Genomic DNA, 13,845 nt, shown 5'->3' with positions numbered 1-13,845 from the left:
AATCAAATGCAGTGATTTAGACCAATTTTGGAAGCACAGATTCGATTTGTGCACGGCGTGGCTCGTATTGAGGTGGAAGCATTAAGCCGCTTCCCAATTCTTCAACCGTTTCATCCGTTGCAAATCCTGGGTTGTCACTTGCAATCTCAAATAACACACCGCCCGGTTCACGGAAATAAAGTGAATAAAAGTAATTCCGGTCGATTTTATCCGTGATCTGATGTCCGGCTTCAACCACTTTTTTGCGGAATTGCATTAATATATCATCATTCGCAACGCGGAATGCAACATGGTGAACCGAACCGCCAGCCACATGACCTGCTCTTTCGCCAGGCGCTTCCACCAAGTCAACGATGGCTGCATTATCAACGGCATCGGTAATAAATCTGTAACGGTTCACATGTTGTTCCAACAAGCGGTAACCAAAGATATCCGTCAGAATTTTGGCTGTTTCCTCAATTTTATTGCTGGTAATGGTGATGCTGTGGAATCCGCGGGTCGCATTTTCAGCAGTGACTTCCGCAGTTTCAAAAGGTGTTCTGTTATCCCCAGTTTTAGAAACAGTAAGCTCGAATTTAAGACCATCCGGATCCAGGAATGTCAGATATTGCTCACCAAATTTTTCAGCAACTTTATTATATGTGACATGATTGGCGTCCAATCTTTTTAACCAAAAATCAAGACTCCCTTCCGGAACTGAATAACCGATCTCGGTAACCTGCCGCGTTCCTCTCCTTCCCGCTGGGATCTGATTGCCCCATGGAAAGAATGTCAGGATCGTTCCGGGTGTTCCTTCTTTGTCTCCGTAATAAAAGTGATATGTATTTGGGTCATCGAAATTGACCGTTTTCTTAACCATTCGTAAACCAAGGATCCTTGTGTAGAAGTCGTAATTCTTTTTTGGATCGCTTGCAATGGCTGTGATGTGGTGAATTCCGTTGATTGTATTTTCCATGATTTCCAAAAGTTTAGTTCTCTTCGTTTTTGTTGATACAAAGATACCCTGGGCCATAGGGCCAAAGCATTGAACTAGGACAAGAAAAACTGGAAGTGGAAAATAAAATACGGAACGCCCGATTAGTTGGACGAGCGGAGCGCCACTTGCAGCAGTGCGTCATCCTCTGTAACCCGCTTGTTCAGCTTAGCGGCGGCCAGATAAACACTCATGGCATATTTTCCGTCAAAAGCAGGGTCTATTTCAACCATAGGGACTTTAAGCCTGGCATGTTTGATACTTTCGAGGTCTGTAATGGACACGTAGCTCAATTCCGGCTTTCCCTTTCCCAGATCGCACAGACCATAAGCAATGTTATTGGTTGCATCCAGCTCCGAAAGCAGCCAGATCGCCTTGCCATATTTGGAATGCAGCTTTACCACTGGTGCGTGGTCCTTTGCGAGGTCGTTTTGCACTTCCTGCGCATTGTGAATCATGATTTCTCTTAAATTATCGGGGATCATTTTTACCATAGGGCAAAAATAAGTGGTTGCACGCTAAATAAATAATCAGCTTATAAAGCCACGCGAAGGCTGCCATTTACCAAGTGCTTGAAGACGGATTGCGTCAATTCGCGTATTTTTATGGTATAAAATCAACCTCCATATCATGAAAAAAACTTTACTCATCGTAAGTTGTTACCTCCTCTTTTGTGCCCATCAATTCGTTAACGCACAGATTTCCATCACATTCCCCACAGAACGGGCCGTTTTCCAGCGAAACAATTCCAATGAAGCCAACGTATACATTGGCGGGTTTGTGACCGAATCATTCCAGCAGATCGAAGCACGTTTTGTCCCGCGCATTACGGGCGAAGGCGAAGCTGCTCCCGCCGATGGCAACTGGACGGTTATTGACAATTCATTGTCAGCCGGTCACTTTTATGGTTTTATGCCGGTTAAAGGTGGCTGGTACAAACTTGAAGTCCGTGGGATCAGGGCTGGCAGTGAACCGAAGCAATCTGTGATCGAGCGTGTTGGCGTGGGCGAAGTTTTTCTGGTTGCAGGCCAGTCTAATGCCACCGGCGGCGATGCTAATCCCAACGGCCCCGGCGCTGCGAATGACCAAGTCAACAGTGTCGATTTTCAGAATGTAAATGGCGGAGCGGTTACGGAATACAACAGCATTCAGCTTCCTTGTCCGAATTTTGTCCACCTCGACGCAAGCGTAAAAACGGCTCCATTCGGCAATTATGCATGGTGCTGGGGTTCTTTCGGGGATAAAGTTTATGAAAAGCTGCGCGTGCCCGTCATGATTTTTAATGCAGGCTGGTCAAGCACAGGCATTGAAGAATGGCGGCAGACCATTGATCCCAATGCCATCACGACCGGACCATTCGGATATACTTTTCCGAGAGGATTACCCTTTGGGCATTTGCGGCTTGCACTCAACAATTACATTGCACAGCTGGGCATCAGGGCGGTGATCTGGCATCAAGGCGAAACGGACAATTTCATTGAAGCCTCGCTTACCGAAAATCCAAAAGACCGTTACCGCGACAAATTATGGGAAGTGATTAATGCGAGCCGCAATCTTTCCGGCAAAAGCAATCTTGCCTGGATCGTTGCGCGCGCCTCGCGATTCACATTTGACGGCGCCTCGCAGGTTTCGGCAAATGTTATAGCAGCTCAAAATGAACTCATTGACAGCGACGCCACTTACGCAAACGTCTTCCAGGGCCCCGACACAGACCCCTATTACAGCCTTGAATACCGGAGTGATGAAGTCCATTTTCGGGGCGACGGCGTTACGGCTTCACCGGATGGAAATGTTTATTCAGGTTTGATTTCGCTCGCAGGATTTTGGAACGACCACATTACCAATGATTTTCTGACGCAATCCACACCGTATCCCGCACTCGCACCCGCCGAGGTTACGGCCGCGCGCATGCCCGGAAGCATTGATCTTACTTTTACGGGACCGGCGATTCCCGAGGGTTCGCAATATAACTGGCTCATTGCCGGCGATTGTAATCAGGTTCAGAGCACTGGCCAGCAATGGACTGTCGGCGCAGGCACTTATAAGTTAAAAATTGTGGATGCACATAAGAATACGATTTTCTCACCGGCGCTTAATGTTTCCGGCTCTGCATTGCCCGTTGTGTGGAAATATTTCAATGTCCGCATAGAAAACGCCCGTCCTTCGCTGGAATGGGCCACTTCGGAGGAGGTGAACGCCTCGCATTTTGAGCTCGAACGCAGCAGTAATGCTGTTGATTTCGCAAACATTAAAACCGTTGAAGCAGCCGGAGATGCAAAGGAGACAAATCGATATGCTTATCGTGAAGAATTCTTGCCCGCAGGAGTTTACTATTACCGCATTAAGCAAGTCGATCTGGACGGAAAATTTGATTATACAAGAGTTATCAGCGCCAGCATTGAAGCTAACAACACGCTAAATGTATATCCAAACCCAGTTACAGAATTCCTGAACATCGAATCCGAAAAGGGCCTGGGCACGCTGGAAATCTTCAACATCGCCGGCAAAAAACTGCACGTAACAAATCAAAATTCCAACACAACCGTGCTAGACATGACCAAATTCCCAACAGGATTATACACCGTGACAGCAAATGGGAAAGCTTTTAAAGTGGTTAAGAAGTAGGCTGGACTTACTTGGCCTTGTTGGTTGAGACGAAGGATTAGAAAATGAAGGTCACGCCAACCAAAACAAAAAGAGCCGGGCGGTCATCCAGACCGTCCGGCTTCATATTTTCTGAGTGCTGTTGCTTAGCTTATTTCTTGCAGGGCGGTGACGAAGAGTTTCATTTCGTCTTTTGTGCCGATGCTTACGCGGCACCAGGGTTTTTCCTGGATGTCCATGGCTTTGATGACGATGCCTTTATCAACCATTTTTTTCAGGAATTCTTTTCCGGGCATGTTGATGGGGAAAATAACGAAGTTGGTGAACGACGGCACGTATTTGTAACCCATGGCCGTCAGATTTTCGTATAGATAAGTCTTCGCTTCCGTGTTCAGTTTTCTGGTGCTGTTTTGAAATTCCACATCGTCCATAGCAGCCGAAGCCGCGTAAACAGACGTGCACGCAATGCCTGAGCCGCCACCTTTTGTTTCTTTTTTGATCATATCAAGCGTGGCTGGCATTGCAGCAATGTAACCGACCCGCAGTCCGGCCATGCCCATGATTTTGGAGAATGTGCGCGCAATAATCACGTTCTTATTTTCTTTCAACAACGACACCATACTCTTGTTATCAGCGCCTTCGACCAGCTCAATGTAAGCCTCATCAATGAAAATAGGCACTTTTTGAGAAACCCGGCTGCAAAAATCCAGTAACGCCTTCGTGGAAGTCACCGCACCCACGGGATTGTTTGGATTGACAGATATAAACCAGCTTTGTGTCCTTATCAATGGCCTTTTCCATTGCATCCAGGTCATGCGACCAGTCGGATTTGCAGGGAACCGGCTTCCAGGTTGCACCGATGGATTCGGCCACGCGGATCAATGACATATAAGTTGGATCAGCAGAAACCAGATTGCCGCCATCTTTGAACACAGCCAGCGCCGTTTTTTCCAGCAAATCGCCCGACCCGTTTCCCATCATTATATATTCCGCAGACACGCCTTCCTTCGTCGCAATTTTGTCTGTGAGCGATTTCAGTTCGGTCCGGGCATAACGGTTACCCTTTTCAATGGAATCGGCGATGGCTTTTCTGGCCATTGGCGGCGGGCCATAAGGATTTTCATTGGAACCAATGCGTGCGACCATTTTTGTCAGGTCCGGCTCTTTGTCCAGATAATGACCTCTCACCATGGGGCTGTAAAAAATGCGGTTCGACTTGTCCAAGCGCAGCGGCGTGCTCGCAAAAGCGCCTTCGGTTAAAAATGGTGCAACTGCCAGTGCACCCATTGACGCAAATCCGGATTTCAATAAACTGCGACGGTTGATTTTCTGTACCATTGGTTAAAATGTTAGTGGTTGAAATGTGATTTTTGGTTACAGGGTTAATTGCAATTCAACAGAATTGTGAAAATTGCATAACACGGGCAGTGCGGCTACCGAATTATTTTTGCTTGCGGCGAGATTGACAAACTATCTTTCGACATTTGACAACATTTAAATATAATCATTTGACTTTCACTGAGAAAGCAGTTTCAGCAGTTAATGCCGGCTCGGACAAAAATTTAAATTTTAGTTCTTTTTTTTATTTAAAAAATACTAATCAGAACTGATTCGGAACGCTTTTTTAGACTTAGATGGAATGAAAAAAGGTTGTTTCTTTGTTGTCAAAGTAATTGCCAGGACAATAGTTAATTTATTATTTGAGTTATGAATTGGATTACAATCAATAGCACGGAAGAGGTTGAGCAGATTTCGAAATCAGATGCGTATGCATTAATCTACAAGCACAGCCCCCGCTGCATGACCAGCCTGATGGCCTATCGCCAGCTGAAATCGGATGTGAGTGCGGCGCAACATATTGACATTCCGTTATACATTGTGGATGTGGTCAACAACCGGCCGGAATCCATGTCCATCGCAAATACATTTAATGTAACCCACGAATCGCCACAATTGCTTGTCGTGAAAAATGGAGAATGTATTTTCGATGCTTCTCATGAAGACATCTCATTAAAGGACTCCCTAGATTATATAAAGTAAAATTGTAGCATTCAGCAGGTTGTGAATTTGAGTAAATCTTTTTTATGGATTATTTCCACATAATTGGAATTAATCCATACATTTGAACATCAACTCAATGGAACTCCTATGCAAACCCTGAATTACGCAATCGTATCTGAAGACATGGTCTGGCTCTGGTATTATGACCAGTTTGGAAGCAAACATTTCAAAGAATTGCTGGCTGAAGAAGCCACCAATTTCATTAAGGAGATTGCGCTTAGGAAGAAGTCTGCGGAAAAAATGGAGTTGGAAAACGAAAGAGATCATTCGGAACGATAGACTGTGCCAAATAATCTCTTTGTAAATTATTATCTGGAAAACCTAGGTTGCCAAAGGCGGTCCGGATGGGATCATGATCTTCTCACGTTTCATCTTGAATTTAAGCTTTTTAGCAGTAAACTTGGCTGTCATGTATTCGCCCATGTAAATGGAGCCATTCATGACATCATCCTTTACTGTTCCTGAAAACATAAATGTAATGGCGTCACCAGGCTGACGGTCTGTGCTGCGCATTTTAAATTCATTGCCTTCCACGGTTCCCTGCAATTCCCTCACGCTGAACTCGCCTTTGTGAGAACCTTCCAGCCAGTTTCCGTCCTGCTCAATGATCAGCGTATGCTTGCTTGTGGACGAGAAAAACGCAACTTCCGCTTCCCAATGTCCTTTCAGCGCAACAGAAGCAGCCGCCATATCCACTTTTTGCGGAGCGCGCTTTTGAGACAACACTTCGTATAAGCGGTCCGAAACGACCTTATCGTCGCCAAGTTGCATCTGTCCGGTTGTGATCGACACAAATGTAGCGCCGTCGCGGCTTCCGCCACCGAGTGCGATCCGTGGTTTTGTACGGCCAAAAAGCTCGGCAATTTCTTCTCCGGTAATGTTCAGTTTGGCAGGATCCCAGGAAATGCGCAGTTGCGGCGTTCTGTTGGAAAGCTCCTTAGGCTCAATAACGGTTGTCTTAACCGAATCAATCGTAGACACTTTTTTAGAAATATTATCAAGCCACGAAAGCCATCTTTTCCACTCGCCCGCGTGGTCGCGCTTGGTCCATGCTTCCACGGCCGCCACCATGCCCATTGTTTCTTCACGCCCGACTTTATTGTCGCGACCCGGGCCATGATGCGGCGCGCTGGCCTGCCATGCAGACATCAGCAAATCCTTCCTGCCCAACACCAGACCGGCACATTGTGGTCCGCAAATCGCTTTTCCACCGCTATAAATCACCACATCTGCACCCATTTTCAAGTGCACATTGGGAATGGTAAGGTCTTCCGCAGCTGCATCGACCATAACCGGAACATTCTTCTTTTTTGCAATTTTCGAGATCGCTTCAAGTGACATTGAGCCAGCCATGGACTCCTCGCCAGCCATCAGGTAAATCATCGCCGTCCGTGAACTGATCGCATTGGACAGCTCTTCGATAGAGTCAACCGTGATCAGCGTTACACCGACATTACGCAATGCGTGGTCATATACATTGCGGGAATATCTCGGAACAATAACTTCCGTCTTTTCAAAACCTTCCAGATTGGGCACGCGGATCAGCTTTTCAGGATTTCCGCCCGTCACACAAGCCACAGTCACATGCTTCATCCCGGCAGCGCAGCCAGCAGAAACCAGCCCCCACTCCGCGCCTGTAAGCTCGGCCAATCGCTTGCCTGCACCGAAAGCAAGCTCATCATATTGCACAAAAACCTGCGCAGCAGCATCCATGGCAGCACGCACTTCGGGACGCTCGATGGAGCCGCCGATGATGGTGAATGTGCCGCGGCAATTGATGATCGGCTCAACGCCTATCGCCTGGTAAATCTCTTTGCTAGCCGCAACTTCTGCCTTTCTTACGGCGATTTCGTCGGGCTTATTTTTGGGAAGCATAATGCTTCCTGCAAGCGGAAGCATGGATAAATCTTTGATTACATCTCTTCTTTTCATTACTTTTTTCAAACAGGTTAAGGAATATGATAGGATTTAAGCGGGACAATGAGCGGTAAAGTATAAGATTTTGTATAAATATTAGAAGCCTGTGGTTTTGTACTGCATTCGCAAGCTATTGCGGGACGAGTTTAATACTAAAACAATTCTTTACCAAATATTAATAAAGCGCATTCGGGTAGGTTACCGGCCGCTGGATGTTAAATAAATTTGGCAAAAGAGGCATTTTTTGCAATAAAACTTGGCTTTTAAACCTGCCTGCATAATCATCGATAATAATATTTATCGATCTTTACAGATTGATTAAACCCCTCCGTCGACTTATAATAGAGATAGTTTTGCGTATCAAATCAAGGCTTTACAATTTTTGGAATAAAATGTCGGGTTCACCGGCAGAATTTCCCCTTAACGCCCGCATCTTTCACTCAGTCTGCCTGATCTCGATCGTTGCGCTCGTATATAATGTTCCCTTCAATTATCTTATTGGCCTGCCGGACATTGCGCTTGCGAGCATGGTGGTTTTGGTCATCACCTGTCTGCTTTATTACAATTCCAGGTTCAGGAAAAAGGTTGAGATTTCAGTGCTGACAACAAACATTGTCGGCCCGGCGCTGTTCACGACCAATTATTTTCTAAACTCCGGATTAAGCGGCCCTACTGCCTTATTTTACCTGCTTTTCTTGCTTCTGAGCATTGGAATAAGTCCCAAAAACCAATATAAGGTCTGGATTCCGGTCAACATTTGCCTCGTGCTGTCGATGAATGCCATCGAGTATTTTTATCCCGAAACGGTCCCTTACACTTACACTACCCGAGCCAACGCGTTTATAGACCAAATGTCTGCTTACGTTGTGGTGGCTGTGCTGGCCTACATTACGATGGACTATATCCGGCGCAGCTATGAAAGTGAAAGGACAGCGGTGCTCGAACAATCGCAGTTTATTAATGAGAAAAATGAGCAGATCCTGAAACAGAATATTGAACTGGAACGGATCAATGCAGAAAAGAACAAGCTGATGTCCATTGTGGCGCACGACCTCAGATCACCGCTTGCCAGCATTCAAAATTTCCTTGAACTGCTGAATCAATATGACCTGGACGAAGTGCAGAAAGCTGACATTAAGAAAGATCTGTTGCACGCCACAAACGACACGATGGCGTTACTTTCAAAACTGCTGAACTGGTCTAAGTCGCAGATCAATGGTGTGTCTGCCAAGAAAGAAGCGCTCAGTTTGCGGGAACTTCTTGACACGACGCTCAGCCTTGAGAAAAACGGCGCGGCCAGAAAAAACATCACGATCGACTATCATGTTGACCCTTCGATAAGCATTTTCGCGGATGGGGATATGATGCAGGTGATATTCAGAAACCTGATCGGCAACGCAATCAAATTCACTCCGGAAGATGGTCAGATCAGCATTAGTTCGGTTATTGCTGGGAAGAATTGCGTTATCGCGATCAAAGACAATGGCATCGGCATTCCGGCGGAACGGCAGGCTGCTATCTTTTCTTTGAATGTGCAATCCACTTATGGAACAAAAAATGAGAAAGGCGTAGGCCTGGGCCTTTTATTGACCCAGGAGTTCGTGTTAGCGCAGGAGGGGAAAATCTGGTTTGAAGCAGTTCCGTCAGGTGGGACCTGCTTTTTCGTTTCCATTCCGATGTCGGGCAAACTGAGCAAAACGATCACAAATGATCAATTGCAGTTAGGCACCTCGGACAGATTATAGAAGATCTGCAAACCCCTTTCCCGGCCGATGCGAACGTCCTCGTCCGCTCCTTTTGAAGCGCCTTCCAGTCGCAGAATCGCGTCGCATTTGTACAGAAGGCGCTCAGCAACCGGGTAAAGGATTTCTTCATAAGGCGCATCTCCCGGAACTTTGGAACCAGCCAAATGCAGTAACGGCAAAGCCACCCACTCCCCGATCACCGGCAAATGTCCCGCGCGGAACAAGTCCAGCGTGACGGCTTCCAATTTTGACAAATTCTGCTGCATTAATGCAGGATCATCATTAGTCCCTGACCGATAAGGCCCGGCTACAAGAATCATTAAACCTTTCATAGCATTGCTGTTAAGTGATTTTCCCAAATCCTGCATTGCTTCACACGGATTACGTTAAATTTGACGCAAGAGTTTGATACAAGGATCAAGAATTATCATTTTTGATTAAAATTGATTAATTTTGATCAAATGTAAATATTAACAATGAACTTCCAAGAGAGAAAGAAAAAAATACTAGCTGAGATTGAGGATGCGGGCAGCCTATCCGTTTTTGAACTGGCTGAACGGCTTGCTATGTCGCCTGCAACAATCCGCCGCGACTTGCATGACATTGCTAATGAAGGGCTTGTGCTGCGGACGCATGGAGGCGCGATGAAAATGGAAAATCAGGTCCTGACCAGTTTTGCTGCGAAATCAGGAGCGAATGAGGCGCATAAAGAGAAGATAGCCGCCCTGGCGTCGGAATCCGTAACGGATGGCGACATTATTTTTCTGGATTGCGGAAGCACTGTTTTCAGAATGTGTAAATATTTGAAGAAGAAAAACCGGATCAAAGTCATCACCAATTCGCTGCCGATCATGGCCGAACTGATCGACACGCCTGCCATTAGCCTGAACCTGATCGGCGGGGAAATTGATAAGCAGCGCAAAGCAGTGCACGGCCACAAAGCCATTGACCACATTAACAGCTATCACGCGCACAAAGCATTCATTGGCGTTGACGGAATTTCAGCGCAGAACGGACTTACCGCGCATAGCGAGCATGAGTCGTCCATTACAACAGCATTTATCAAAAACGCTTCGCAGGTGTTTGTACTATGCGATTCGTCCAAAGTTGGAAAAGACAGCCATATTAGATTCGGAAACCTCTCCGCGATTACAAAACTTTTTACCGACGTAGATCTAAATAATGCAACAAAGAAAGGACTCATTGAGAAGGGGTTGCAAGTAATTACCGCTTCATAACTTAACTTGCTGATTGCCTTCGCGTGTAAACCAAACCGTTACCCTTCGGAACCAATTATTGATCAGTTTAATGCGTTTGGAAAAGGCACATTAAGCTTTTAACAAACCTGCTTCAAGTAGAATATTTTCTACAAAATACCCCACATTTTGGAAAAATACTATTACTTTTGTAACCTGGATTGTCGTTATTGCAACCTGATCCGAAATTACTTGGTGTCCCTGAGCAACTGATCTGACAGCGAGAATGAAACAAATACTATTAGTCGAAGACCACTCTATTGTCAGACTTGCAACGCGTTTCCTGATCAACGATCTGATTGAAACGGTAAGCGTTTCCGAGGCTGCCAGTTTCAAGGATACACTCACTCGAGTTGCTGCAACCCGCTTTGACCTCATTATGCTGGACATTGACATTCCGGGTGGCGAGGGTTTCAACATGATCCCAAAAATCAGAAGATTGCAGCCGCAAGTTTATATCCTGGTGTTCTCGGGGATGGACGAAGCGCTTTATGGAATGCATTATCTGAAAGCCGGGGCCAATGGATTTCTTGCCAAAAACGCCCCGCAGCAAAATGTAAAAACTGCAATTTTATCGGTTTTGGAACACGGCAGATATGTAAGCGACGTGGTGCAGCAGCAAATGATGCGCAACACATTCGAGCCGAATCCAATCAGCTGCAATCCCCTTGAAAATCTTTCTTTGCGCGAACTGGAAGTCATGGATTTGCTGCTGGACGGCAAGTGGACCAAGGAAATCGCCACGCAGCTGAGCATCACAGGAAGCTCTATAAGCACCTACAAATCGAGGATTTTTGAAAAACTGGGCGTTTCGACGATCATTGAAATGTTCGTAAAAGTGGAACATTATAAAAATCGGGTCCCCCGCGCGTAACATTTCCCTTGCAAAAAGTTATTGACTTTCCATTTTCAGATTAACTTTACGGTGAAGTTTCTTTGTGCCGCTTCTTAAATCATATCAAAGAGTGATGAAAGGCCACAGCAGAGGAATTTAGCTGTAATTTCATACTCATTCATGACGGGAACTAAGATAATATATTTGGCGGACGATGATCAAGACGACCGTTTTTTCCTAAGACAAGCCATTGAAGCCGCAAATGCCTCCACACAAATCATCGAAGTCGAAAACGGACTCGAACTATTGAGCCTTATCAAAGAGCAAAATACGCCTCCCGCCTCGCTTATATTGATGGATATGAACATGCCCAAAATGAATGGGTTAGAAACAATTACCGCGATACGGTCCGACGCAGGCCTGTCCGCTATTCCTGTCGTGATGATCTCCACATCATCCAATGTCGGGCTTATTGAAAAAGCATATGAAGCAGGTGCAAACAGTTTTATTACAAAACCGAGCACTTTCGATGAGTTCAATGAGCTGGGCGTAAGGATCGCCGTACAATTCCTATCTTAAAATACTCACTTTGGGTGTATACGCACTTTCCGATTTTCGCTAAAAGCACTGACTATCAGTTACAAAAACACCTGGTATGGTATTTGCAAATGCGGTTTTCAGGACGTAAACTATCGCCAAATCAGAACAGATTACAGCAATGAACATGGATTCCTCCGAATACAAAAATAATCTTCACGCACTAAAAAAAGCTCCCACTGGCATTACAGGTCTGGACGAAATTACCCTTGGCGGTTTCCCGCAAGGCAGGCCTACGCTCATTTGCGGCAGTGCTGGCTGCGGAAAAACACTTTTCTCCATTGAATTTCTTGTTCACGGCGCATTGGAATACAATGAGCCGGGCGTGTTCATGGCGTTTGAGGAAAAAAGTGAAGAACTGACCGTCAATGTAGCTTCTCTTGGCTTTGATCTCGATCAAATGCAAAAGGATAAGCTTATTAAGCTCGACCATGTTCGTATTGAGCGGAGTGAGATTGAAGAAACGGGGGAATATGATCTGGACGGATTGTTTATAAGACTTGGTCACGCAATTGACAGCATTGGCGCAAAACGCGTTGTGCTGGATACGATCGAAAGTCTGTTCTCGGGGCTTAATAATCAGGCAATTATTCGTGCTGAGCTGAGAAGATTGTTTGAATGGCTGAAAGAAAAGAAGGTTACGACCATTATCACAGGTGAAAAAGGCGAAGGCACACTAACACGTCAGGGACTCGAAGAATATGTTTCAGACTGCGTTATTTTGCTGGATCACCGCGTTGCAAACAAGATTTCTACACGACTTTTAAGAATTGTAAAATATAGAGGTTCCGTACACGGAACAAACGAATATCCGTTCCTGATTGATGAGGACGGCATTTCGGTGTTGCCTGTCACTTCGCTGACATTATCACACGAAGCTTCTACTGAACGCATTTCGACCGGCATTCCCGGTTTGAATAAAATGTTAGGCGGAGAAGGATTTTTCAGAGGCAGCAGCGTGCTGGTTTCAGGGACCGCTGGAACGGGGAAAACGAGCATTGCGGGATCATTTGCAAATGAGACATGCCTCAACGGCGAGCGTTGCATTTATTTTGCTTTTGAAGAATCCCCAAAGCAGATCATCCGTAACATGTCGTCGATCGGCATTGATATGCAAAAGCATGTGGACAGCGGATTATTGAAATTTCATGCGTCGAGGCCTACATTGAATGGTCTGGAAATGCATTTATTATCGATCAATAAAATGATCAACCAGTTTAAGCCAACCACCGTTATTCTTGACCCGATCACAAACCTGATCACGGTCGGCACGGTAAGCGAAGTTAAAAGCGTGTTGATCAGACTAATAGACTTTTTGCAGGCACAACGCATTACGGTCATGTTCACTGCGCTTTCGCTGAATGACAACATTTCGGAACAAACGGATGAAAGTGTTTCATCGCTTGTTGACGCGTGGTTGCTGGTGAGGGACATTGAATTCAATGGCGAGCGCAACCGCGGTCTTTATGTTATGAAATCAAGAGGAATGAAGCATTCCAATCAGGTGCGGGAGTTCGTCATCAGTGATGAAGGCCTTGATCTGGTGGATGTGTTCTTGGGACCAGAAGGCGTGCTAACGGGTTCAGCGAGAGAAGCACAGCAGCTTTTGGAAAAAACCGGCATTGTGCTGAAAGATCATGCTGTTTCGAGAAAAGACAGGGAAATCGTGCGGAAAAAGGCGGTTCTGGAATCTAAAATTGCTAGCCTGAAAGAAGAGTTTGAATCCATCCAGGAAGAACTCAATAAGACTTACATTGAAGATGAACTGAGAAGAGAGGTGATCGAAAGCAACCGGCAGGAAATATCCCGACTGAGAGATCACGGCAAAGCAACAGAGTAAAGGAATCGCATCAAAAA

Annotated in this window: 14 protein-coding genes; 8 read left to right on the top strand and 6 right to left on the bottom strand. The window is 45.7% G+C overall.

What is annotated here, in order from left to right; translation table 11 throughout:
• Positions 1-16 precede the first annotated feature (16 nt).
• Positions 17-955, bottom strand: coding sequence for a ring-cleaving dioxygenase (locus AC0IYG_RS08835; protein WP_471710729.1), 939 nt, complete (start codon positions 953-955; stop codon positions 17-19).
• Positions 956-1,077: 122 nt separating this feature from the next.
• On the bottom strand, positions 1,078-1,467 hold the full coding sequence (locus AC0IYG_RS08830) for a DUF2958 domain-containing protein (protein ID WP_471710728.1): 390 nt from the start codon (positions 1,465-1,467) through the stop codon (positions 1,078-1,080).
• 136 nt (positions 1,468-1,603) lie between these two features.
• Here AC0IYG_RS08830 and AC0IYG_RS08825 point away from each other — a divergent pair, with 136 nt between their 5' ends.
• Positions 1,604-3,598 (top strand): T9SS type A sorting domain-containing protein, encoded by a 1,995-nt coding sequence (locus AC0IYG_RS08825; protein WP_471710727.1) that lies wholly within the window; start codon positions 1,604-1,606, stop codon positions 3,596-3,598.
• A 125-nt stretch (positions 3,599-3,723) separates the two neighbouring features.
• On the opposite strand, the gene AC0IYG_RS08820 is transcribed toward AC0IYG_RS08825, so the two are convergent.
• Positions 3,724-4,308 carry an aminotransferase class I/II-fold pyridoxal phosphate-dependent enzyme gene (locus tag AC0IYG_RS08820; RefSeq protein WP_471710726.1) on the bottom strand — a complete coding sequence of 195 codons (585 nt, stop codon included), beginning with the start codon at positions 4,306-4,308 and terminating at the stop codon, positions 3,724-3,726.
• Positions 4,241-4,915, bottom strand: a complete 675-nt coding sequence (locus AC0IYG_RS08815; protein WP_471710725.1) for an aminotransferase class I/II-fold pyridoxal phosphate-dependent enzyme — start codon at positions 4,913-4,915, stop codon at positions 4,241-4,243. The genes AC0IYG_RS08820 and AC0IYG_RS08815 overlap by 68 nt, the downstream gene beginning before the upstream one ends.
• A 369-nt stretch (positions 4,916-5,284) precedes the next feature.
• On the opposite strand from AC0IYG_RS08815, the gene ytxJ reads away from it, so the two are divergent.
• On the top strand, positions 5,285-5,617 hold the full coding sequence (gene ytxJ / locus AC0IYG_RS08810; protein ID WP_471710724.1) for a bacillithiol system redox-active protein YtxJ: 333 nt from the start codon (positions 5,285-5,287) through the stop codon (positions 5,615-5,617).
• Between the two features lie 108 nt (positions 5,618-5,725).
• The gene (locus tag AC0IYG_RS08805) at positions 5,726-5,917 is read left to right on the top strand and encodes a hypothetical protein (RefSeq protein ID WP_471710723.1); all 192 of its coding nucleotides are present in this window, start codon (positions 5,726-5,728) and stop codon (positions 5,915-5,917) included.
• Positions 5,918-5,959: 42 nt separating this feature from the next.
• Here AC0IYG_RS08805 and AC0IYG_RS08800 read toward each other — a convergent pair whose 3' ends face one another.
• A complete protein-coding gene (locus tag AC0IYG_RS08800; protein WP_471710722.1) occupies positions 5,960-7,570 on the bottom strand; it encodes an aminotransferase class V-fold PLP-dependent enzyme in 1,611 nt (536 codons plus the stop codon).
• 338 nt (positions 7,571-7,908) lie between these two features.
• Here AC0IYG_RS08800 and AC0IYG_RS08795 point away from each other — a divergent pair, with 338 nt between their 5' ends.
• Positions 7,909-9,300 carry a sensor histidine kinase gene (locus AC0IYG_RS08795; RefSeq protein WP_471710721.1) on the top strand — a complete coding sequence of 464 codons (1,392 nt, stop codon included), beginning with the start codon at positions 7,909-7,911 and terminating at the stop codon, positions 9,298-9,300.
• On the opposite strand, the gene AC0IYG_RS08790 is transcribed toward AC0IYG_RS08795, so the two are convergent.
• The gene (locus tag AC0IYG_RS08790) at positions 9,267-9,632 is read right to left on the bottom strand and encodes a DUF4406 domain-containing protein (protein ID WP_471710720.1); all 366 of its coding nucleotides are present in this window, start codon (positions 9,630-9,632) and stop codon (positions 9,267-9,269) included. The two genes, AC0IYG_RS08795 and AC0IYG_RS08790, sit on opposite strands and share 34 nt — an antisense overlap.
• Positions 9,633-9,776: 144 nt before the next feature.
• On the opposite strand from AC0IYG_RS08790, the gene AC0IYG_RS08785 reads away from it, so the two are divergent.
• The 4 genes from AC0IYG_RS08785 to kaiC all read left to right on the top strand — a co-directional run bounded on the left by AC0IYG_RS08785 (position 9,777) and on the right by kaiC (position 13,828).
• Complete coding sequence (locus AC0IYG_RS08785; RefSeq protein WP_471710719.1) at positions 9,777-10,538, top strand: DeoR/GlpR family DNA-binding transcription regulator; 762 nt, start codon at positions 9,777-9,779, stop codon at positions 10,536-10,538.
• 244 nt (positions 10,539-10,782) lie between these two features.
• Complete coding sequence (locus AC0IYG_RS08780) at positions 10,783-11,430, top strand: response regulator (protein ID WP_471710718.1); 648 nt, start codon at positions 10,783-10,785, stop codon at positions 11,428-11,430.
• Positions 11,431-11,595: 165 nt separating this feature from the next.
• Positions 11,596-11,970, top strand: a complete 375-nt coding sequence (locus AC0IYG_RS08775) for a response regulator (protein ID WP_471710717.1) — start codon at positions 11,596-11,598, stop codon at positions 11,968-11,970.
• Positions 11,971-12,109: 139 nt separating this feature from the next.
• Positions 12,110-13,828, top strand: a complete 1,719-nt coding sequence (gene kaiC / locus AC0IYG_RS08770; protein ID WP_471710716.1) for a circadian clock protein KaiC — start codon at positions 12,110-12,112, stop codon at positions 13,826-13,828.
• Positions 13,829-13,845 lie beyond the last annotated feature (17 nt).

Source organism: Dyadobacter sp. AC419, assembly GCF_979253085.1.
This window is presented reverse-complemented; position numbering and strand designations above follow the sequence as displayed.

What these genes read in the sequence shown, in the direction of transcription:
- AC0IYG_RS08790 (WP_471710720.1), bottom strand. Translation starts at nt 9,632, where the DNA reads ATGAAAGGTTTAATGATTCTTGTAGCCGGGCCTTATCGGTCAGGGACT.
- AC0IYG_RS08785 (WP_471710719.1), top strand. Translation starts at nt 9,777, where the DNA reads ATGAACTTCCAAGAGAGAAAGAAAAAAATACTAGCTGAGATTGAGGAT.
- AC0IYG_RS08815 (WP_471710725.1), bottom strand. Translation starts at nt 4,915, where the DNA reads ATGGTACAGAAAATCAACCGTCGCAGTTTATTGAAATCCGGATTTGCG.
- AC0IYG_RS08805 (WP_471710723.1), top strand. Translation starts at nt 5,726, where the DNA reads ATGCAAACCCTGAATTACGCAATCGTATCTGAAGACATGGTCTGGCTC.
- AC0IYG_RS08780 (WP_471710718.1), top strand. Translation starts at nt 10,783, where the DNA reads ATGAAACAAATACTATTAGTCGAAGACCACTCTATTGTCAGACTTGCA.
- AC0IYG_RS08835 (WP_471710729.1), bottom strand. Translation starts at nt 955, where the DNA reads ATGGAAAATACAATCAACGGAATTCACCACATCACAGCCATTGCAAGC.
- AC0IYG_RS08830 (WP_471710728.1), bottom strand. Translation starts at nt 1,467, where the DNA reads ATGGTAAAAATGATCCCCGATAATTTAAGAGAAATCATGATTCACAAT.
- kaiC (WP_471710716.1), top strand. Translation starts at nt 12,110, where the DNA reads ATGAACATGGATTCCTCCGAATACAAAAATAATCTTCACGCACTAAAA.
- ytxJ (WP_471710724.1), top strand. Translation starts at nt 5,285, where the DNA reads ATGAATTGGATTACAATCAATAGCACGGAAGAGGTTGAGCAGATTTCG.
- AC0IYG_RS08825 (WP_471710727.1), top strand. Translation starts at nt 1,604, where the DNA reads ATGAAAAAAACTTTACTCATCGTAAGTTGTTACCTCCTCTTTTGTGCC.
- AC0IYG_RS08800 (WP_471710722.1), bottom strand. Translation starts at nt 7,570, where the DNA reads ATGAAAAGAAGAGATGTAATCAAAGATTTATCCATGCTTCCGCTTGCA.